This window comes from Nocardia sichangensis (assembly GCF_047200615.1).
Taxonomy (GTDB): Bacteria; Actinomycetota; Actinomycetes; order Mycobacteriales; family Mycobacteriaceae; genus Nocardia; species Nocardia sichangensis.
This window is the reverse complement of sequence record NZ_JBJZOK010000006.1, coordinates 236,346-255,163: the sequence shown is the minus strand read 5'-3', so window position 1 is coordinate 255,163 and position 18,818 is coordinate 236,346. Positions and strand designations below refer to the sequence as shown.

The window sequence follows — 18,818 nt, the reverse complement described above, 5'->3', positions numbered from 1 at the left end:
GCGCGGTGCCCGGCTGTTCAGGCGGCGGCGCGCACCTCGACCGGCCGGTAGACGCGAGACGCGAGGGACTGCAACACCATCAGGCGAGTCAGTTGGTTGCGCAACCAGATGCGGCCGCCGGTGGCCGGAATCAGCATGGAACTGCTCGCCCGCACCGAACGCTGTGCCCGCAGCACGGTCGGACGCAGGGCTTGCTCATAGCGGCGGAAGGCGATCCGATGGTCACCGCCCGCTGCGGCCAGCTCGGTCGCGAGCAGATGTGCGCCCTCGATGGCCAGCGCCGCGCCCGCGCCCGACAGCAGCGTCGCGCAGTAACCGGCGTCGCCGACCAGCGCGACCCGCCCCTTCGACCAGGCCGGTATGCGGACCTGGCTCACCGCGTCGAAATAGAAGCCGTCGTCGGCGGCGGCCTGGTCGAGCAGGGTGGGCACCTGCCAGGCCTGGTCGTCGAAATACCCGCGCAGCAGGGCTTTCTGGGCATCCTGGTCGCGGTGGTCGACCTCGAGCACGCGGTCCTCGCGGAAGGCGAAGAACGCCGTCGCGGTGTCGTGGGCCCCCGAGCGGTAGACGCCGGCCACCTTCCCCGGCGTGTTGTAGAGCGTCACCGAGTGCGGACGTCCGAGCTCGGTGTCGATACGCGCGGTGGCGAAGTACACACCGAGGTGGTGCAGCGCGTCCGCCTCGGGTGCCACGGCGAGATTCCTTGTCCGCGAATGCAATCCGTCGGCGCCGAGAACCAAGTCGAATTCGGCCTGCTTGCCGCTGTCGAAGGTCACCTCGACGCCGCCTTCGTGCTGATCGATCGCGGCGATCGAATCTCCGAAGCTGAACTCGACGTCGTCGGCGGTCGCCTCGTACAGCACCTGGGCCAGGTCGCCGCGCATGATCTCGAGGTCGCCGTCCCCGTTGAAGGTGCTGGTGCTCATGCCCGCGACGCGGCGGTCGGCGGCGTCGACGAAGGTCAACTCGCGGATGTCGGTGGCTCGTTCGCGCAGCCGCGGCAGCACACCCATGCGCTCCGCGATCCGCACCGAATTGGCCCGGATGTCGACGCCGTTGCCGCCCGGGCGCAGTGCGGGGCTGCGCTCGACCACCGTGGGCCGGAAGCCGTTGCGCACCAGCCAGTACGCGAGCGTCGGTCCGGCGATGCTCGCGCCGGAGATGAGAATGCGGGGTTCGTGGGCCATGAGTGCCTCCTTCATCGACTGACCGTTGGTCAGTCATGAATGTAAGACACTGACCATCGGTCAGTCAACAGGTAGGATCTGTACCGTGAGCGACGAGACGACCACCCGCGCGCGCATCCTCGAGGTGGCCATGGACCTGTTCGGGACGCATGGTTACCACCGCACCTCGGTACGCGCGATCGCCGAGCAGCTGGGCATCTCCAAGGCGGGCGTGCTGTACCACTACCCGAGCAAGTACGACATCCTGGCCGGTTTGGCCGAACCGTTGCTCGTCACCATGGAACGCGTCGTCGCCGAGGCGGCCGATCCCGATCCGTGCGAGGCGCAACGTCGCGTGATCGAAGGGTTGCTCGACGTGTTCCTCACGCATCGCTACCTGCTCCGGCTCAATGTCCGAGACCTGGCATTGGCCGCTCCAGGAACCATTTTCGAGCGGTTCAGCAAGGCCATGATGCAGGCGAACATCCTGGTGGCGGGGCCGGACGCCACCTTCGCGGAGCGCGTTCGAGCCACCCAGGCGGTGGCGGGGCTCAGTGACCCGGTGGTGCTGTACGCCGAGGCTCCGGTCGAACAGTTGCGTGCGGAGGTGCTGGAAGGAGTGCGCCTGCTGTTGGCGCCCGCGGACCGGACGCGGCCCGCGTCGGCGTCCAGGGGAAGGCCGGCGGCGATGACCGAGGAGCGGATCGAACTCGCCCGGCGGATGCGTGACACGGAGCGCCGCAGTATCCCGGACATCGCCCGGGAGTTGGGTGTCTCCCGGGCGACGCTGTACCGCTATCTCAAATAAATCGTCTTATTGAGACGATATTTTTGAGACAAGCCGCTCGTGTTCGTCGGAGGCCCGGGGTAGCGTCGGCGGCATGGACGATGCCGCCTACCGCGAGCGGCCGTCGAGGTACGCGGGCGCCGTGTTGTGGACCAAGACCGTCGACGCCAGTGGCTCCGCGTTGCCGGTGCTGCCCGACGGCTGCATGGATCTGATCTGGATGAACGACCGGTTGGTCGTCGCGGGACCGGACACCCGTGCCCACCATCCCGGTGGAACGTCCGGCGATCGGTATGTCGGCGTCCGGTTCTTCCCGGGAACCGCGCCCGCGTTGCTCGGCGTCCCGGCGTGCGAGTTGCGTGACCGGCGAGTGGATCTGGCTCAGCTGTGGCCGTCGGCGATGGTCCGGCCGCTGGTCGACCGGATCGCGGGTGCCGGAGATCAGGCGGCAGCGCTGGAACACCTCGTGCGCCGGCGCGCGGCCGAGACCGAACCGGCAGATCCGCTCCTGCGGAAGCTGGTCGGCGCGCTCGACGCCGGGTGGCCGGTGGCGGCGGTCGCCGACACGGCCGGGCTCGGCGAGCGGACCCTGCGCCGCCGCTGCCTGGATGCCTTCGGCTACGGCCCGAAAACCCTTGCGCGGGTGCTGCGCTTGCAACGCGCGCTGGGGACGGCACGCCAGGGCGTACCGCTCGCCGAAACCGCGACGCGAGCCGGTTTCGCCGACCAGGCGCACCTGTCGCGCGAGGTGCGCGCGCTGGCCGGGATCCCGCTGGGAAAGCTCCTCGCCCAGTCCTAGAGAGCGGCGTACAGGTCGACGCCGTTGCCGTCCGGGTCCTGCACCACCGCGTAGCGCTGCCCCCAGAAGGCGTCCCACGGCTTCAGTTCGCCGTGGTATCCAGCGTCCACGAGTTCGGCGTAGACGGCGTCGACTTCAGCGGGATCCGAGCAGCGAAAGGCGATTCCGAGTCGGCCCGCTCCGGTCGATGGCGTCCAGTCGGCATGGAAGGAGCGGATGACGGTTTCGGTGTCCAGCGTGAGCCGCAGGCCGTTGGGCAGAGCCGCCTCGGCATGCCCCTCGTGTTCCGAGCCGTCCGGGAAGTCGAGACCGAGGCGACGGTAGAAGGTCACCGCGGCGGCCATATCGCGGACGACGATGCCGATCACGTCCAGTTGTGGTGTCATGCCGGCAGCGTAGGCAGTGCCGCGGGGGCGCGTCTTGAACGAATCGGACAGCGCCTACCGCGCGGGTGCGGGGACCAGTTCGGCGATGAGATTCTCCACCAGGATGCGAATGTGGTCGCGGATCGTGCGCACCACATCGATGGTCTGGTCGGCGGGATCCGGCAGCATCCAGTCGCGGTAGCTGATGCCGGGGAAGAACGGGCAGGCGTCGCCCGCGCCCATGGTGACCACCACGTCGGAGATGCCGATCGCGTCCATCGTGAGCGGCTTGGGGGTGTGTCCTGAGATATCGATGCCGATCTCGGCCATGGCGTCCACCACCGTGGCGTTCAGGGTGTCGGCCGGTGCGCTGCCCGCCGACCGCACATCGAACCGGTCGCCCGCGAGGGCGGTGAGGAACCCGGCGGCCATTTGCGAACGGCCCGCGTTGTGTTCGCAGACGAACAGCACACTGGGCTTGTGGGACATGGGAACGCCTTTCGATGTGCAAGGTGGAGCATAAGTGTGCTGGCTGGCGGACCGGCCGCCCGGCTGGGTGAGCCGAAACGCTTTCGGAGCGTATGAGATACGTATACCAGCGAGCCGTGAATCGTTACGGCGCGCCGTGCCTTCGTGTGCGCGCGCGTACGGTGGTCGCAGGTCAGAGCCCGAATCCGAGATCGCGCCGCCGCCGCGTACTCGCATGCCGGAGGGGACTGGACGGTAGTGCAGGAGTGTTCGCCCGAAGGGGCGCACCGGAAGGCACGAGGAAGGCCGCGGCATCCAGAGACGTTGCGGTTCGCGAGCTTTCGGCAGCGCGGGACGATACGCGATTCGATCCGGCGAGCGCACAGGCTCAGGACGTGCGGGCATCACCCCGGTAGCCGCTGTTATGCGGATCACTACGCAACGCGCGATATCACATCGCCGAACGCGCTTCGGTCTCTTGCACCGCCGACACGTGTACCCCGGTCGATGCGAGGTCGACCGGGGTACACGCGCGAATCAGCGGAATGTCATGGCCGCGGGGATCGAATCGTCTCGCCCGCCGCGCATGTCCACCGGAGAAGGGATTATTTCCCGGAGGCGGATCAGATCGGACGCAGGTCGATCATCTTGCGCAGCCGCTGACGATCGCGTTCGAGGCGGCGGGCTTCATAGGCGATCGGGAAGTAACGCAACCGCTCCGGCAGCAGCGGCACCAGTCGCGCGATCAGCCGGCCGAGCATCCGGAGCTTGCGCTCGTCGGCCGCGGTCCAGGTCAGGCCGAGCTTCTGGCGCGCAACCTCGGGCGTGGTGCCGACCGTCACGAAGTACTGCAGCCAGCCGATCGGCGCGGCCGCCGCTTTCCAGGCCGGACGCAGCACGCGCGGCAGTTGCTTCGGCGGCGCGACGGAGCGGATCACCCGCAGGTAATCACGCGCGGTGTCGGTGGCGACCAGATGGTTCGCGACGGTGTCGTCGAAGAACTTCTCGAATTCGGTGTAGTTCGCCGGGATCTCCTTGGGCGCCACCGAGAAATTGCGCAACAGCTGCAGCGTCTCCTGGAAGTACGCTTCCTTGTCCGCCGCGGTGAGCGGGCGCTTGGCGAAGTACTTGGCGCTTTCGGTGAAGGCGAACGTCCCGGTGTGCAGCACCCAGGCCCACGGGGCGCTGGACAGCGCGGTGTGGCGCACGCCGTTGGCGTCGGTGGTGTTCAGTGACGCGTGCAGCTCCCGCAGGCGGTCGGCCTCGGCGAGCGCCTCGTCGCCGCCGTAGACCCACATCATCACCGAAGCCAGGCTGCGCGTGGCACGTCCCATCGGATCGGTGCGGAAGGTGGAGTACTCGTCCACCACCGCGGAGATGGTCGGTTCCATCGTTTGCAACAGGAAGGCCGAGCCCGCGGTGAGGGAGAACGTGATCAGACCGGTCTGTTCCCACATGCGGGTTCCCGGTTCGATCGGGCGGCGGGGCGGCAGCGTACGCGCGCCGGTGGATTCGCGTGCGACGGACGCGGTCATCGTGATCTCCCTTGATCGGCCGAACTCATACAATGAGATAATAACCCTAACAATCTCTCATCGTCTATCCGTGTCCGATCTCGTCGCTGCCCCTAGGCTGTGCAGATATGACGACCGAGTGGCGCAGTCGTACCGGCCGGATCGGAGTACTCACGGGCGCGGGCATCTCCACCGATTCCGGCATCCCGGATTTCCGCGGCCCGCGCGGGGTGTGGACGAAGGATCCGATCGCCGAATTGCTGTCGACCTATCAGAACTACGTGGCCGACGGAGGCTTGCGGGAACGCGCCTGGCTCGCGCGGCGGGACAATCCGGCTTGGCAGGCCGTCCCGAATGCCGCGCACAACGCGCTCGCCGACTTGGAGCGGGCCGGGCGAGCGGTCACCATCATCACCCAGAACATCGATCGCCTCCATCAGCGGGCGGGGTCATCGCCGGATCGGGTGATCGAGATCCACGGCAACATGTTCGAGGTGGTCTGCATCGAATGCGATTACCAGACCTCGATGTCCGCCACCTTGGAGCGAGTGGCCGCGGGAGAACCCGACCCGCCGTGTCCGGACTGCGGTGGCATCCTCAAGTCCGCCACCGTGATGTTCGGCCAGCAGATGGACCGCCGCACCATGACCAAGGCCGCGCTCACCGCGGAGACGAGCGACATCTTCCTGGCTATCGGAACGTCGTTGCAGGTCGAGCCCGCCGCGTCGATGTGCTCCATCGCCGTGCGCAGCGGCGCGGATCTGGTGATCGTGAACGCCGAGCCGACGCCGTACGACGCCATGGCCACCGAGATCATCCGCGAACCCATCGGCACGGCCGTGCCCCGTCTGGTCGCGGAGCTCCTCGCCGATCCACCGGAGTGAAGCCTGCGGTGCGCCGGGTTCAGCCGACCGGGCCGAGTACCCGGTCGAGGTAGGGATTGGCGAAACGCCCTTTCGGGTCGAAGCGGCGGCGCACCTCGGCGAACCGATCCCAGTCGGGATAGCGGCCGCGCAGCGTCGCGGCGGTCTGGAAGTGGCGTTTACCCCAGTGCGGGCGGCCCTGGAAGCGGTCGAAAACCGCTTCGCAGGCGCGGAAGTATGGCTCGAAGTCCATGCCCCGGTACTGGTGCACCGCGATGTAGCAGGTGTCGCGGCCTGCCGCCGGGGACAGGAACGCGTCGTCGGGCGCGACCCACCGCACCTCGATGGGCATCGGGGTGTCGAATCGAGTGGACAGTTCCTTGATCTCGCGGATCGCGTCGACGGAGTGCTCGCGCGGGATCGCGTACTCCATCTCGGTGAAGCGGATCAGGCGCGGCGACGCGAACACCCGGTAGGAGCGGTCCACCTGACGCCGGTAGCTGCCCGCATAGGCGGCGCTGCGCTGGATCAACGGGAGCAGGCGCGGCTGCCTGCGGCTCAGGCCGCACAGCGCGTCGAACAGGTAGTTGGACAACAAGATGTCGGTGAACCAGTCCACCGCTCTGGGGCGCGGCTGTTCGGGCAGGAGCACGCGGTTGTTGCGCTTGGTCATGGCCAGCGGGCTGTGCGCGAACATGTAGAACTCGAAATGCTCGTTGCCGTCGACGAACGAGTCCAGGTCGGCGAGCACGTCCTCCACCGGGATCGGTCGCTCGATGCCCTCCAGCACGAAGGACGGCGCCATCCGCAGCGTCAGGGCGGTGACGACGCCCAGTGCGCCGATGCCGACGCGCGCCGCGCGCCAACCGTCGGGATCGGTCTGCTCGTTCAGTTCCGCCAGGGTTCCGTCGGCCTGCATCAGTTCCACCGAATGCACTGCGGCGGAGAGGTTCTGCAAAGTCGCGCCGGTGCCGTGGGTAGCGGTGGCGATGGCGCCCGCGACGGTCTGCACGTCGACGTCGCCCAGATTCGGGAAGGCGAGGCCGTGCTCGTGCAGGGCGGTGCTGGCGGCGTTCAGGCTGATGCCCGCCTCCACCCGGACCAGGCCGCTCGCCCGGTCGACGTCGAGCACGCGGTTCAGGTTCGCCAGGCTCAGCAAGGTGCCGTCGGTCAGGACGGCGTCGGTGAACGAATGCCCGCTGCCCGCGACGCGCACGGTCCGGTCGTCGGCTTCGGCGTCGGCGAGCAGGCCGGCCAGTTCGTCGACGGAGCGCGGCGTGGCGAGGAGTGCGGGTGCGCAGCGTTGATCGCCGGCCCAGTTCACCCACGAATTGGTCATGTGTCCAACTCTACGGGAGTGTGTGTGACCCGCGCTACTTACGGTTCGTTTTCGCTACCTCTTGCGCCAGCTGCAGGTCAGCTGTTGCTTGGCGTGCTCGACCTCGTCGTCGCTCAGCGGGGGGACGACGAGATGCTGACGCGGCGTCTTGTCGCCGCGCACGCCGTTCAACATGATGGCCATATACCGCTGCCAGACATCGGGATTGACCGGCCTGGCGAACTCGGCGAGACCGTCGACCATGTGCACCAGCGCGAAGAAATCCGAGGGCTCGATGCCGTCGGCGAGCACGCCCGCGTCGCGGGCGCGTGCGCAGATGGCGTGCACCTTCGGCTTGATGCGATCGCGCACGACCGCGAATCGGTCGGTCTCGTCGTCTTCGAGTTCCAGCATGACTTCGCTGAATCCGCGATTCGTGGCCATGTGCCGACACGCGTATTCGAAGAACTCGACGAGTCCGAACCAGGGATCGGGATGCCGGTAGGCGGCGTCGGCCGCGTCGGCGAAATCGTTCAGGTTCTGGTCGAAGACTTCGACGATCAGTTCCTTCTTGTTCGCGAAGCGGCGGTACACCGTGCCGACACCCACACCGGCGCGCTCGGCCACGTCGTCGAGAGTGATCTCGAGTCCGTGATCGGCGAACAGTTCCCGCGCCGCGGCGATGATCCGCTGCTGATTGCGCGCGGCATCGGCCCGCAGGCGCCGGGGTGGAGAGGCGACCGTGGCGTGATTCACACCGCCATTCTATCAACATCGGGGATTAACCGGAGGTGTTGTCTCCGTTATCGTGATAGCTTCTTCGAGTAAGCGGAGGAGCATTCTCCGGATCAATGCTCGAGACAAAGGGTACACATGACTACCGCGATCGACCGCGGGGCCCCGGCCCCGGAGCGAACGGGAAGTGGGCGGCGCGGCTCGCACGCCCTGCGCTGGTGGGTGCTGGCCGTCCTCGGCGTCGCTCAGCTCATGGTGGTGCTGGACGCGACCGTGGTGAACATCGCCCTGCCCGCTGCCCAGCAGGACCTCGGCTTCAGTGACGGCGACCGCTCCTGGGTGGTCACCGGCTACGCCCTGGCGTTCGGCAGCCTACTGCTGCTCGGCGGACGCCTCAGCGACCTGTTCGGCAGGCGCACCACCTTCATCATCGGTCTGGTCGGCTTCGCGGTCGCCTCCGCCGTCGGTGGCGCGGCCACCAGTTTCGAGATGCTCGTCGCGGCTCGTGTCGGACAGGGTGTCTTCGGCGCGCTGCTGGCTCCCGCCGCGCTCTCGCTGCTCACCGTGACCTTCACCGAACCGTCCGAGCGGGCGAAGGCGTTCGGCATCTTCGGCGCCGTCGCCGGCACCGGCGGCGCGATCGGGCTGCTGCTCGGCGGCGCACTGACCGAATGGGCCTCGTGGCGCTGGGTGATGTTCGTGAACCTCGCCTTCGCCGCCGTCGCCCTGGTGGGGGCCGTGCTGTTGCTGGCCAAGCACACGAGCACCGAGCGGCCCAAGCTCGACATCCCCGGCACGGTGGTGGTCACCGCGGGCCTGTTCGGTATCGTCTACGGGTTCTCGCACGCGGAATCGGACGGGTGGACCAACGGCGTCACCCTGGCGTTCCTGCTCGGCGGTGCGGCGCTGATCGCGGTGTTCGCCTGGTTGGAGACCCGGGTCGCGCACCCGCTGCTTCCGCTGCGGATCGTGCTCGACCGGATGCGCGGCACCTCCTACCTGACGGTCTTCATCATGGGCATCGGGATGTTCGCGATCTTCCTCTTCCTCACCTACTACATGCAGCTGACCCTGGGCTACTCGCCGATCATGACCGGCGTGGCGTTCCTGCCGATGGTCGCCGCCATGGTGGCCTCCTCGACTACCGGCCCGTCGCTGCTGCTGCCGAAACTCGGCCCGAAGGTCGTGGTCAGCGGTGGCTTCCTGATCGCGGCGGCGGGCATGGCGTGGCTGACCCGGATCGGATTGGACACCGGCTACGTCACCCACATCCTGCCCGCGCTGATCCTGCTCGGGTTCGGCCTCGGCGGTTCGATGTCGACCGCCTTCCAGGGCGCCACCTCGGGCGTCCAGCACGAGGACGCCGGCGTGGCTTCGGCCATGATCAACACCAGCCAGCAGGTCGGTGGATCGATCGGCACCGCGCTGCTGAGCACCATCGCGGCATCCGCGGCCACGGACTACCTGTCCGCCCGCACCCCGGACCCGCTCACCATCGCCCAGTCCGCGATCGAGAGCTACACCACCAGTTTCTGGTGGGCCACGGCGATCTTCGTGGTGGGCGGCATCCTCACCGCGGTGCTCATGCCGAGCACGGCGCCGGTGCCCGCCGAGGGAGAGCCGGTGCTCGCCCACTGAACCGAGTGCGGCACCGCCGATCCGGTTTCCGGCACAGGGGCCGCCGTCCCCGCGATTCCGTCGCGGGGGCGGCGGCCGTCGTCGCTGTCCGAGCCGGGCGATCGCGGGTTCGTCGGCGAGCGCGGCGGTGCCCTCGCGAGGAGGGGTGGCGGGACTGTGCTCTGCGGTTGCCCGATCGGCCACTCCTGGCGCTCTACTCCGGTGTGGGGACGAGTCTTCCGCCATGGGCTGCGGCAATGATCCGGATCGCGGAGCCCTTCGCCGATTATCGCGCACGACACGCGGTGCTCGTCCGCCGCACACGGCAAAGCGCTCCCGAATCACCATTATTGGTGCAAAATACGAGGTAAGTAGATGTGGCGGGCTTTGCTGAACGCCATCGGCATTGTGCTCGATCCGGTCTCGTGCAGAGGTGGGCGGTCCTCTACCCGGCGTACGCGGTAAATGTCATGGGATGCTTTGCAATCGGAAACCCGATGATTCCGACCGCTTCGGTGTGGGTAGCCAAGGGGCTGCTGTGCACCCTTCTCGGTATCGGCGCACCCGGCGGTCGCACCACCTTCTCCACCCCACCCGCGAGGTTCGTAGACTCCTCGGACCGGGCGCGGCACTTCCCGCGCTCGTCCGCCTCGGGGGTGGCGGTGGCGTAGCCGGGGCGTCGGAGCCCGGCGCGGGCATGGCACGGTGAGTACCTGGTTCGGCTCGGCGATCGACGGGAACGGCACGACGGAAGGGGGCAGGCATGAGTGGTTCGCAAGCGGATGCCGCCGCGGCGGGACGGTGGCGGCCCGCGGCACGGCTCACCGTGCTGCTCGACGAGGACGACAAATGGCGGCACACGCCCCTGTATCACGAGATCGTGCGCCGGGCCAGAGACAGCGGCCTGGCGGGCGCCAGCGTGTGGCGCGGCATCGAGGGATACGGCGCGTCCTCGCATGTGCACACCACCCGGATCCTGGATATCGCCGACCACCTTCCGCTGATGCTGGTGCTGGTCGACGATTTCGAACGCCTGCGCGCCTTCGTCGAGCGGAACGCCGAACTGTTCACCTCGGTCAACGTCACATTGGCACCGGTGGACCAGTGGCAGGAAGGTGAGCGATGACCAGACCCCGCGGCAAGCCCGATGCCCCGGCCGGTTCTCCCGTAGCCCTCGCGGCACCAGCGGATTTCGCCTCGCCGATGCCGCCGGGCACGTCGGCCGTTACCATTGTCGGTTCGGCGCGGCTCGGCGATCTGAGCGGCGCGCCGGCGGGTGACCGACCGCTCGCCGCCGCGGAAGCGGGCTTCCGCACCGTGCCGACCACGTTCAGCATGGAGGGCTGCGAGTCGTTCCGGCCGGCGGCCGACATGAACGACGTGGCCGTGGGGTCGGCGGTGACCGGGCGGTCGTGGACATGATCCTGATGACGAGCCGGGCGCAGCCGATACGGAAGGGAGACCCGAGCATGGCCCACGATCGAGCCGGGCGTGCCGCACGTCCCACCGATCTGGAAGACATCGCACACCTGGTGACGGCGTACTACAGCCGTGTTCCGGATACGGACGATCCGGCCCAGCGGGTGACGTTCGGCACATCGGGACATCGCGGCTCCAGCCTGGACGGCGCCTTCAACGAGGCGCACATCCTCGCGATCACCCAGTCGATCGTGGAGTATCGCGCCACCCGCGGCATCACCGGGCCGGTCTACCTGGCCAGGGACACGCACGCGCTGTCCGAGCCCGCCTGGACCACAGCGCTGGAGGTGCTCGCCGCCAACGACGTCACCGCGGTGATCGACGCGCGCGACCGCTACACCCCCACGCCGGCGCTGAGTCACGCTGTGCTGCGCCACAATCGGGGCGGCGCCAAGCATCAGGCCGACGGCATCGTGGTCACCCCGTCGCACAACCCGCCCCGCGACGGCGGCTTCAAATACAACCCGCCGCACGGGGGCCCGGCCGACAACACGGCCACCGACGCCATCGCCGCACGCGCGAACGAACTGCTGCGCGACGGGCTCACCGGGGTCAAGCGCACCACGCTGGAGCGCGCGCTGGCCACCGGCGTGGAACGCTACGACTACCTCGACCACTACATCGACGACCTGCCCAACGTGCTGAACCTGGACGCGATCCGCGGCGCGGGCATCCGCCTCGGCGCCGACCCGATGGGCGGCGCCAGCGTCGACTATTGGGAGGAGATCGGCCAGCGCTACGACCTCGAGCTCGAAGTGGTCAATCCCTTCGTGGACCCCACCTGGCGGTTCATGACGCTCGACAGCGACGGCAAGATCCGGATGGACCCCTCCTCCCGTTACGCGATGGCCTCGCTGATCGCGATCAAGGACGACTACGACATCTCCACCGGCAACGACGCCGACGCCGACCGCCACGGCATCGTCACGCCCGACGGCGGGTTGATGAATCCGAACCACTTCCTCGCGGTGGCCATCGAATACCTGGTCGCCAACCGGATGGGGTGGGACGCGCTGACCAAGATCGGCAAGACCGCGGTGACATCGTCGATGATCGACCGGGTGGTCTCCGTGCTCGGGCGCGACGTGCACGAGGTGCCCGTGGGGTTCAAGTTCTTCGTTCCCGGATTGTTCAGCGGCAGCCTGGCCTTCGGCGGCGAGGAGAGCGCGGGCGCGTCGTTCCTGCGGATGGACGGCACGGTCTGGACCACCGACAAGGACGGCATCCTGCTCGCCCTGCTGGCCGGCGAGATCGCCGCGGTCACCGGGCAGAGCCCGTCGGCGCGCTACGTCGAACTCGAACGCCGCTACGGCAGCCCCGCCTACGCGCGGATCGACGCACCGGCCACCGCGGAACAGAAAGAGCTGCTCGCGAAGTTGACTCCGGACATGATCACCACGAAGGAGGTCGCCGGGGAGCCGGTCACCGCCGTGCTCACCAGGGCGCGGGGCAACGGAGCGCCGCTGGGCGGTCTCAAGGTGACCACCGAGAACGCGTGGTTCGCCGCTCGCCCGTCCGGCACCGAGGACAAGTACAAGATCTACGCGGAATCGTTCCACGGCCCGGAGCACCTCGCCGAGGTGCAGACGGCCGCGGAGGAATTGGTGGGGCAGGCGCTGTCCGGTGACCGGTAGATCCAAGCCCCTGCCCACCGAGATCTGGGTGCTGGTCGGGGGCGCGTTCGTCATCGCCATCGGGTTCGGTCTGGTCGCCCCGGTGCTGCCGCAGTTCGCGCGCGGCTTCGGCGTCGGCGTGGCGGCCGCCTCGGCGATCGTGTCCGCGTTCGCGCTGATGCGGTTGCTGTTCGCGCCGCTCAGCGGACGGCTGGTGCAGCGGCTGGGGGAGCGCTCGGTCTATCTCGGCGGGCTGCTGATCGTCGCGGTGTCCACCGGCGCCAGCGCGTTGGCGCAGAGCTATTGGCAGCTCATGCTGTTGCGGTCGCTCGGCGGCATCGGATCGACCATGTTCACCGTGTCGTCGCTGGCGCTCGTCATCCGCATCTCCCCGCCCGAGCAGCGCGGCCGGGTCTCCGGGTTGTGGTCCACCAGCTTCCTGGTCGGCTCGGTGAGCGGGCCGCTGGTCGGTGGCGGGTTGTCCGGACTCGGGCTGCGCTGGCCGTTCGTCATCTACGCCGTCGCGTTGCTCGCCGTAAGCGTGGTGGTGTACCTGAGCTTGCGGCATTCGGAACTGGCCGCGCCGGAGCCCGTCGGCGGTGTTCGCATGATGTCCTTCCGCGAGGGGTTGGCGCGGCCGGAGTACCGGGCGGTGTTGCTGTCGAATTTCGCCAATGGGGCCGCCGTGTTCGGTGTCCGGATGGCGTTGGTGCCGCTGCTCGTCGTCGAGGTGCTGCACCAGGCGCCGGGTATGGCCGGTGTCGCGTTGACGGTGTTCGCCGCGGGGAACGTCACGGTGCTGTTCGCCTCGGGGCGACTGTCCGACCGGTGGGGGCGCAAACCGTTCGTGATCGTCGGCTCGCTGGTGTGTGCGGCGGGAACGGCGGGGCTCGGCCTGGCGACTGACCTCCCGTGGCTGCTCGCCACCTCGTTCCTGGCCGGGCTCGGGTCCGGCATGTTCACGCCGACCCAGCAGGCGGCCGTCGCCGACATCATCGGGCCCAAGGCGCGCGGCGGCCCGGTGCTCGCCGGTTTCCAGATGGCCGCCGACCTCGGCACCGTCATCGGTCCGGTCGCCGTGGGCGCCCTGGCGCAGCAGGTGTCCTACGAACTCGCGCTCGGTGTGACCGGCGCTTTGCTCGCTGTCGCCGCGCTCGTCTGGGCTGTGGTGCCCGAGCCGTTGCGGCGGGGAAGTTCGGTTCCCTCGGAGATCCCGTCCGAACGTTCCGGCGGAGCGGACGACACCGAACGGCGCGCTGCTCGTATCGAGCGTGCGCTGAACGAGATGTCCGGCGCGCCGGTCGCCGACAGCCCGGTGCCGGCGGTGGCCGAGTCTCCGGGTGATCGCGCAGCGGGCGTCAAAGATTCCCGTGCGGTGGCTGGTCGTCGCCGATCGACGGCGAATGGCGTCGGCACGGCTGCTGAATCCGATGTAACGGGGAGCCCTCCGTCGGTTGTGAGCGGTGATCGTCGTGGTACGGCGGCCGATACCGGACCGTCGCGGACCGCGCCGGGTACGGCGGTCGCGGACGGAGCCCCGTACCCGAGCACCCCGGGGCGACCGATGTCCCGTGGCAAACGTCCGCGGCCGGTGCGGCGAACCCGCCGCAGGCGCTGAAGCCGTCACCTGCGGCACAGCGCCTGTCGAGGCGGGACCGCTTGGCGTCGCCAGGCGCTGGGAGGCGAGCGTCCGGTCGTGACATGCGGTCACCAGCGCAGTCGCGCGCAGGTCGCCCAGGTCTCACCCGCGCAGCGGCCGATGCCATCGGCGAACCCGCCACGGTCCGGACGTAGACGAAGCTCGCAGGGTCGCGACGAGTGCCGCGCCGCTGAGCACCGAAGCCCGGCCGCCGGAACCATCGCTGCCGAGCCGGTACGAGGTCGGCGACGACGGTCGCATTCCATCCGCTGTCGAGCAATCGAAGTGCGAAGCCCATGCGAGGACAGAACCGAACGCGTGGCCGTGCCGTTTGCCGCTGGCCAGGTCCGGCGCGCACGGGTGGTCAACGGAGATCGGATCGGTGGCCCGGCGGCGGGGATGACGGTTCGTTGCGGCAAAGTGTCAATGTGAGCGAATCGCGTTCGAAGTACACACCCCGGCCGATGTCCAGTGCGACCACCTATGCGCTCGGTGCGGTCGCTCTCGTATTGATCGTGGTGATCGTCATCGCGGCGATCCGCTGGGGGCGGGACGACGCGGCCGTCCGCAACGACGGCTACGGTTCGGTGCGGAACGAGGCGGTGCACTCGGTGCTCGAGCAGAACGGTTCGATCCTGCTCGGCCGCCCGGACGCGAAGAAGACCATCGACATTTTCGAGGACCCGCTGTGCCCCGGCTGCGGCAGTTTGGAGCGCATCTACGGTCAAGAGATCGCGCAGAAGATCGATGAGGGCGCGCTGGCGGTCCGTTATCGCCTGGTGAACTTCCTCGACGCCCGCTCGCGGAGCAAGGATTACTCCACCCGCGCCATCGCCGCGAACCAGTGTGTGGCCGAGGCGGGTTCGGGCCCGATCTACTCCAAGTTCCACACCGAACTGTTCACTACCAAGCGCCCCAGCGAAGGCGGCGCCGACCTGAGCAACGAGGAACTCGCCGCTATTGCGGGCGACGCCGGGGCCGCCGAGTCCGTGCGGCAATGCATCGCCACCGGCGCCAAGGTCGAGTCCGCCCGCAGCAGCGCCATGGCGCAGACGGCGGCGCTCGGCGCGGCACTGGGCGGCTCCGCGGCCACACCCGCGGTCTTCGACGGCACGACCAAGGTCGACACCAACGACGAGAACTGGGTGGTCTCGCTCACCCGTTGAGCAGCGGACGCCTGCGCTGTTCCCGGTAGAGCGGGCTCCGGTGATTTCCCCACGAAGCGCCGATCCGCCACGGACTCGGCAAGGCGATGCGGTCTCGCGGCGAACGGAAGGGCCGGAACGCCGACTCCACCAAATCGACGCCCCGGCCCACTCGACGGCGCGACCCGACATCCCCAGCCCCCGAGATCGCCATCGCCGAGCTTTCAGTTGGCCTGGGGCCGGGCAACGGCTCCACCTGCCGCCACCCGGCCCGCGCACTCGACAGCGCGATCCGGCCCCCTGTCCTGGACCGCGCCTCGAGATGTCTCCATGTCCAGTGACGAGACCGGCTGTGCCGCTGGCTGTTTCGGCATTCGTCCCGATCCGCGAACGTGCCGACCGATCGGCACATCCCTGTCCGGCACTGCAACGCCCACACCCTCACGTACATCCGACTCGCACCAGACGACCGCTGGACACTCGGGAAAGAACAAACCAGCAACCCCATCTGCTCTGCCCAACCCGAGCGTCCAACTGCCTACCTCCCCACACCCCGCACGATCGAAATCACTTCGAACACATGTTCGATACTAACCTCAACCGCCGCCTCCTGCCACCCCCGAATCGAGGCGATTTGGTTGCCGACACACCGTTGGTGTAACTTCATTCAAGCGCAGCGGGGACACCCGGAGCGAAACAACCAGGGGCTATGGCGCAGCTGGTAGCGCACCACACTGGCAGTGTGGGGGTCAGGGGTTCGAGTCCCCTTAGCTCCACTTAAATAGCAGGTCAGGCCCGGTCTACGAGCGGGCCTGACCTGTTTTATTTGTCTAGCCCCGCGTTTACCCCCCGTTTTCGTTTTAGGTCCCGTTCGCCGGTGCTGCCTATCGCGGTCCTGCTCTGCCGCTGTATCCGCCGCAACCAGGTGTCCCGATCGGTAGCTGATTGCCGTCACCAGCCGCACGGATGCCGCGCGGTTGTGATGAAACAATGTCACTGGCAGACGAGCGGGTATGGATGTTGTTGGTGCGTTCCCCATAGGGCTCCGCACCACACCCGTTGTGCTGTTGGACGGGCTACCCACGCTGAGCGTGGGGTCCGGTCCAGCAGTCCGGACAGGGATTGGTACGCGCGTTGGCGCGAAACCCGCTGCCGCTGGCCGGCCCCCGACACTGCGGCTGATCTACCAGCCCAGATGAATTGCCTCCTCTGGGACTCGCACCCAGACTCGACGCGTGTGCAGTCATTTCCGTCGCCGTTACTCGCTGGCGCGTTCTCGCGTCCCCTCGATCACCGCGTCCACGCAGTGCTGCAGCACCATCATGTCGAGCGTGAAAACCTCATCTGGATCGACCTCCGCCGGATTGTCGATCGTCGTGTACGGCATCCCCCGTCGGCGGATGACCGCACGGCCGCTGTTCGCGGGCAGGTCGATCGGCTCGTCGGCGAGGAACTGCTCGGCGTTGCGGGCGTAGGAGCGGTAGATCTCGGCGGAGAAGTCGACAATCCGCGGTGCCGTCATGACGAAACATACTGCGCCGCAACGATAATCACCGCCACTCAAACGAACCTGTCAGGCGCTCTCAGGTGGCCTTGTTGCCACGGCGGTGCTCGATCCAGGCATCCAGCGCGTTTCGGAAGAACTCGACCTCCTTGGGGGTCAAGTCGAAGTCGACTACCCAGTCCTCGGCCATGATGAGTGCGCTCAGGATGTCGCTGTCCTCCGATTCGCCGACGATCTCGAAGTGGTGTCCATCCTTGGTGTCCATGGACAGACAGAAGCCGTCGCCCTCGGGTACTTTCACCTCCTGGTTCAGAATTTCGGCCATGGCCAGCCCCGCCTCGATGTCGAGTACTTCGCCGATCCCCCTGGCGAAGTCCGCGTGATGCTCCTCCACCTTTCGCGCGGAGCCATACTCGAGAAAGGCGTCCACTAACTCGCGGTTCTTTTTTGCTAGCTGGGCGTTGGCGAAGCTGACCAGGCATGTCGTGCAGAAGCGGACTAGCCCCAGGTCGGCGCCGGGCTCCTGGACCGAAAAGACGGCTGGCTCGCTGCATCTTTCGCATGGTGGTATCACTTCTTCTCCTCACTTCCGAATGGGATTCTTTCGATGCCGTAGACGGCAACGGGGTCGGGCCCCGGGTTCGAGCAATGAAGTGTCCGTCGCCGTCGCCCTCCGAGAACAACAGCCCCGAGGAGTTCTCTCCGATCCACTGCTCGGCGGACTTCTTGGTAGGGCTCGCACAGGGCTGTCAGCGGGGAAGAGTTGGGGTACGAGCCAGATGTGCTTCACCCCTTCTTCTCCTCCTCGCGGGGTGATGCGGCTCTGCTCCCAGATCGCAAGCACGTCCCCGGGCCTGAAGTATCCGGAGAAGCGCGCGGTAGACCTGGCCGGTCTTTTGGGGAGTACTGTTAGCCGCCCAGGAAGCGCTGGGTGGCGTCGTAGACGTCGCGTTGGTAGGCATGATCGCGGGAGCGGGCCGAGGACAGCTTCGCACGTCCGGTGTCCACGGCGCGGACCGCACGGATATAGCTGCCGCTCGGGTGGGCGGGTCGGGTGGCCGTCGCGACCACCGTGCGCGCCGGCTGCTCCGGTGAGGTCATCAACGGTGCGCCGACGAGGCCGATCAGGTGCAGCGGACCGCCCGCGCTGCGCTGGAATCCGGTGCGCACGGCCCCCGGGTCCACCGCGAATACCTCGATCCGGTCACGCCACCGCTCGGCCAGCGCGTAGGTATAGGCGAGATTGGCGAGTTTGCTCGACGCGTACGCGCGCATCTGTGTCCACTCCCCCGGCAATGCCCAGTCCTCGATCGGGCGGGCCCGCGCTTCCAGATACGAGGTCATCATGATCACCTTCGGCAATAAATGAGGCTGTCCGCCAATCGGTTTCATGATCGACTCCAGGCTGTGGGCAAGTCCGGCGGCCGCCAGGTGGTTGACGGCGACGGTCCGTTCCACGCCGTCCGCGGTGAGGCCGTGCCGATCGAACGCGGCGCCCGCGTTGTTGACCAGGACGCCGAGACCGTCCGGTGCGGCGCGGTGCACTTGATCGACCAGTCGCCGCACTCCCGACCGTGTTTCGAGGTCGGCATCGACGGGGATCAGACCGCCGGGCACGTCGCCCATGCTCGCTGCCGCCTCCCGCGCACGCTCCCCGCTGCGCCCGTGCACCAGTACGGTCCAGCCGAGCCGCGCCAGCGCGCGACCGGCCGAGAATCCGATACCGCTCGTCGCTCCGGTCACCAGCGCGGTCGAAGCCGACGGGACCGCCAATGGATTCGTTGTGTCCATTGCTCTCATTCTCGG

18 protein-coding genes, 1 tRNA gene and 1 pseudogene are annotated in these 18,818 nt (G+C 68.0%); 11 read left to right on the top strand and 9 right to left on the bottom strand.

Annotated features, from left to right (window positions below):
* Window positions 1–17: 17 nt before the first annotated feature.
* Entirely contained in the window at window positions 18–1,187 is a 1,170-nt protein-coding gene (locus tag ACL03I_RS11270) for an FAD-dependent monooxygenase (RefSeq protein ID WP_355077842.1), read from the bottom strand.
* Between the two features lie 85 nt (window positions 1,188–1,272).
* On the opposite strand from ACL03I_RS11270, the gene ACL03I_RS11265 reads away from it, so the two are divergent.
* Both ACL03I_RS11265 and ACL03I_RS11260 read left to right on the top strand, forming a co-directional pair.
* Window positions 1,273–1,974 (top strand): TetR family transcriptional regulator, encoded by a 702-nt coding sequence (locus tag ACL03I_RS11265; RefSeq protein ID WP_412805844.1) that lies wholly within the window; start codon window positions 1,273–1,275, stop codon window positions 1,972–1,974.
* A gap of 73 nt (window positions 1,975–2,047) precedes the next feature.
* Entirely contained in the window at window positions 2,048–2,752 is a 705-nt protein-coding gene (locus ACL03I_RS11260; protein ID WP_412805843.1) for a helix-turn-helix domain-containing protein, read from the top strand.
* On the opposite strand, the gene ACL03I_RS11255 is transcribed toward ACL03I_RS11260, so the two are convergent.
* The 3 genes from ACL03I_RS11255 to ACL03I_RS11245 all read right to left on the bottom strand — a co-directional run bounded on the left by ACL03I_RS11255 (window position 2,749) and on the right by ACL03I_RS11245 (window position 5,120).
* Window positions 2,749–3,138, bottom strand: coding sequence for a VOC family protein (locus ACL03I_RS11255; protein ID WP_355077839.1), 390 nt, complete (start codon window positions 3,136–3,138; stop codon window positions 2,749–2,751). The genes ACL03I_RS11260 and ACL03I_RS11255 overlap by 4 nt on opposite strands.
* A gap of 54 nt (window positions 3,139–3,192) precedes the next feature.
* Window positions 3,193–3,606, bottom strand: coding sequence for an arsenate reductase ArsC (locus tag ACL03I_RS11250; protein WP_355077838.1), 414 nt, complete (start codon window positions 3,604–3,606; stop codon window positions 3,193–3,195).
* A gap of 602 nt (window positions 3,607–4,208) precedes the next feature.
* A complete protein-coding gene (locus ACL03I_RS11245) occupies window positions 4,209–5,120 on the bottom strand; it encodes an oxygenase MpaB family protein (protein ID WP_397276889.1) in 912 nt (303 codons plus the stop codon).
* 107 nt (window positions 5,121–5,227) lie between these two features.
* Here ACL03I_RS11245 and ACL03I_RS11240 point away from each other — a divergent pair, with 107 nt between their 5' ends.
* The gene (locus ACL03I_RS11240) at window positions 5,228–5,983 is read left to right on the top strand and encodes an SIR2 family NAD-dependent protein deacylase (RefSeq protein WP_356960962.1); all 756 of its coding nucleotides are present in this window, start codon (window positions 5,228–5,230) and stop codon (window positions 5,981–5,983) included.
* 19 nt (window positions 5,984–6,002) lie between these two features.
* On the opposite strand, the gene ACL03I_RS11235 is transcribed toward ACL03I_RS11240, so the two are convergent.
* Window positions 6,003–7,301 carry a D-arabinono-1,4-lactone oxidase gene (locus tag ACL03I_RS11235; protein ID WP_355077835.1) on the bottom strand — a complete coding sequence of 433 codons (1,299 nt, stop codon included), beginning with the start codon at window positions 7,299–7,301 and terminating at the stop codon, window positions 6,003–6,005.
* A 54-nt stretch (window positions 7,302–7,355) separates the two neighbouring features.
* The gene (locus ACL03I_RS11230; protein ID WP_355077834.1) at window positions 7,356–8,036 is read right to left on the bottom strand and encodes a TetR/AcrR family transcriptional regulator; all 681 of its coding nucleotides are present in this window, start codon (window positions 8,034–8,036) and stop codon (window positions 7,356–7,358) included.
* Window positions 8,037–8,153: 117 nt separating this feature from the next.
* Here ACL03I_RS11230 and ACL03I_RS11225 point away from each other — a divergent pair, with 117 nt between their 5' ends.
* The 8 genes and pseudogenes from ACL03I_RS11225 (at window position 8,154) to ACL03I_RS11190 (ending at window position 16,284) form a co-directional block, all read left to right on the top strand.
* A complete protein-coding gene (locus ACL03I_RS11225) occupies window positions 8,154–9,653 on the top strand; it encodes an MFS transporter (RefSeq protein WP_412805842.1) in 1,500 nt (499 codons plus the stop codon).
* 476 nt (window positions 9,654–10,129) lie between these two features.
* Window positions 10,130–10,303, top strand: coding sequence for a hypothetical protein (locus tag ACL03I_RS11220; protein ID WP_356960966.1), 174 nt, complete (start codon window positions 10,130–10,132; stop codon window positions 10,301–10,303).
* Between the two features lie 92 nt (window positions 10,304–10,395).
* Window positions 10,396–10,758, top strand: a complete 363-nt coding sequence (locus tag ACL03I_RS11215; protein WP_355077832.1) for a DUF190 domain-containing protein — start codon at window positions 10,396–10,398, stop codon at window positions 10,756–10,758.
* Window positions 10,755–11,054 carry a hypothetical protein gene (locus tag ACL03I_RS11210; RefSeq protein WP_364431692.1) on the top strand — a complete coding sequence of 100 codons (300 nt, stop codon included), beginning with the start codon at window positions 10,755–10,757 and terminating at the stop codon, window positions 11,052–11,054. The genes ACL03I_RS11215 and ACL03I_RS11210 overlap by 4 nt, the downstream gene beginning before the upstream one ends.
* A gap of 47 nt (window positions 11,055–11,101) precedes the next feature.
* Complete coding sequence (gene pgm, locus ACL03I_RS11205) at window positions 11,102–12,745, top strand: phosphoglucomutase (alpha-D-glucose-1,6-bisphosphate-dependent) (protein ID WP_355077830.1); 1,644 nt, start codon at window positions 11,102–11,104, stop codon at window positions 12,743–12,745.
* Window positions 12,735–13,913 (top strand): annotated as a pseudogene (locus ACL03I_RS11200) (MFS transporter); the annotation flags it as partial. The gene pgm and the pseudogene ACL03I_RS11200, both read left to right, overlap by 11 nt.
* A 914-nt stretch (window positions 13,914–14,827) precedes the next feature.
* Entirely contained in the window at window positions 14,828–15,529 is a 702-nt protein-coding gene (locus ACL03I_RS11195) for a DsbA family protein (protein WP_412805841.1), read from the top strand.
* A gap of 682 nt (window positions 15,530–16,211) precedes the next feature.
* Window positions 16,212–16,284: transfer RNA gene (locus tag ACL03I_RS11190), tRNA-Ala, on the top strand.
* Between the two features lie 482 nt (window positions 16,285–16,766).
* Here the strand turns inward: ACL03I_RS11190 and ACL03I_RS11185 are convergent.
* The 3 genes from ACL03I_RS11185 to ACL03I_RS11175 all read right to left on the bottom strand — a co-directional run bounded on the left by ACL03I_RS11185 (window position 16,767) and on the right by ACL03I_RS11175 (window position 18,803).
* Window positions 16,767–17,030, bottom strand: coding sequence for a hypothetical protein (locus ACL03I_RS11185; RefSeq protein ID WP_364429631.1), 264 nt, complete (start codon window positions 17,028–17,030; stop codon window positions 16,767–16,769).
* Window positions 17,031–17,091: 61 nt separating this feature from the next.
* Window positions 17,092–17,406, bottom strand: coding sequence for a hypothetical protein (locus tag ACL03I_RS11180; protein ID WP_412805840.1), 315 nt, complete (start codon window positions 17,404–17,406; stop codon window positions 17,092–17,094).
* Window positions 17,407–17,921: 515 nt separating this feature from the next.
* Window positions 17,922–18,803 carry an SDR family NAD(P)-dependent oxidoreductase gene (locus ACL03I_RS11175; RefSeq protein ID WP_412805839.1) on the bottom strand — a complete coding sequence of 294 codons (882 nt, stop codon included), beginning with the start codon at window positions 18,801–18,803 and terminating at the stop codon, window positions 17,922–17,924.
* Window positions 18,804–18,818: the final 15 nt, after the last annotated feature.

Coding starts and splice junctions, on each gene's coding strand:
- ACL03I_RS11270 (WP_355077842.1), bottom strand. CDS start 1,187: ATGGCCCACGAACCCCGCATTCTCATCTCCGGCGCGAGCATCGCCGGA.
- ACL03I_RS11260 (WP_412805843.1), top strand. CDS start 2,048: ATGGACGATGCCGCCTACCGCGAGCGGCCGTCGAGGTACGCGGGCGCC.
- ACL03I_RS11255 (WP_355077839.1), bottom strand. CDS start 3,138: ATGACACCACAACTGGACGTGATCGGCATCGTCGTCCGCGATATGGCC.
- ACL03I_RS11250 (WP_355077838.1), bottom strand. CDS start 3,606: ATGTCCCACAAGCCCAGTGTGCTGTTCGTCTGCGAACACAACGCGGGC.
- ACL03I_RS11245 (WP_397276889.1), bottom strand. CDS start 5,120: ATGACCGCGTCCGTCGCACGCGAATCCACCGGCGCGCGTACGCTGCCG.
- ACL03I_RS11240 (WP_356960962.1), top strand. CDS start 5,228: ATGACGACCGAGTGGCGCAGTCGTACCGGCCGGATCGGAGTACTCACG.
- ACL03I_RS11235 (WP_355077835.1), bottom strand. CDS start 7,301: ATGACCAATTCGTGGGTGAACTGGGCCGGCGATCAACGCTGCGCACCC.
- ACL03I_RS11225 (WP_412805842.1), top strand. CDS start 8,154: ATGACTACCGCGATCGACCGCGGGGCCCCGGCCCCGGAGCGAACGGGA.
- ACL03I_RS11220 (WP_356960966.1), top strand. CDS start 10,130: ATGATTCCGACCGCTTCGGTGTGGGTAGCCAAGGGGCTGCTGTGCACC.
- ACL03I_RS11215 (WP_355077832.1), top strand. CDS start 10,396: ATGAGTGGTTCGCAAGCGGATGCCGCCGCGGCGGGACGGTGGCGGCCC.
- ACL03I_RS11210 (WP_364431692.1), top strand. CDS start 10,755: ATGACCAGACCCCGCGGCAAGCCCGATGCCCCGGCCGGTTCTCCCGTA.
- pgm (WP_355077830.1), top strand. CDS start 11,102: ATGGCCCACGATCGAGCCGGGCGTGCCGCACGTCCCACCGATCTGGAA.
- ACL03I_RS11195 (WP_412805841.1), top strand. CDS start 14,828: ATGTCCAGTGCGACCACCTATGCGCTCGGTGCGGTCGCTCTCGTATTG.
- ACL03I_RS11185 (WP_364429631.1), bottom strand. CDS start 17,030: ATGACGGCACCGCGGATTGTCGACTTCTCCGCCGAGATCTACCGCTCC.
- ACL03I_RS11175 (WP_412805839.1), bottom strand. CDS start 18,803: ATGGACACAACGAATCCATTGGCGGTCCCGTCGGCTTCGACCGCGCTG.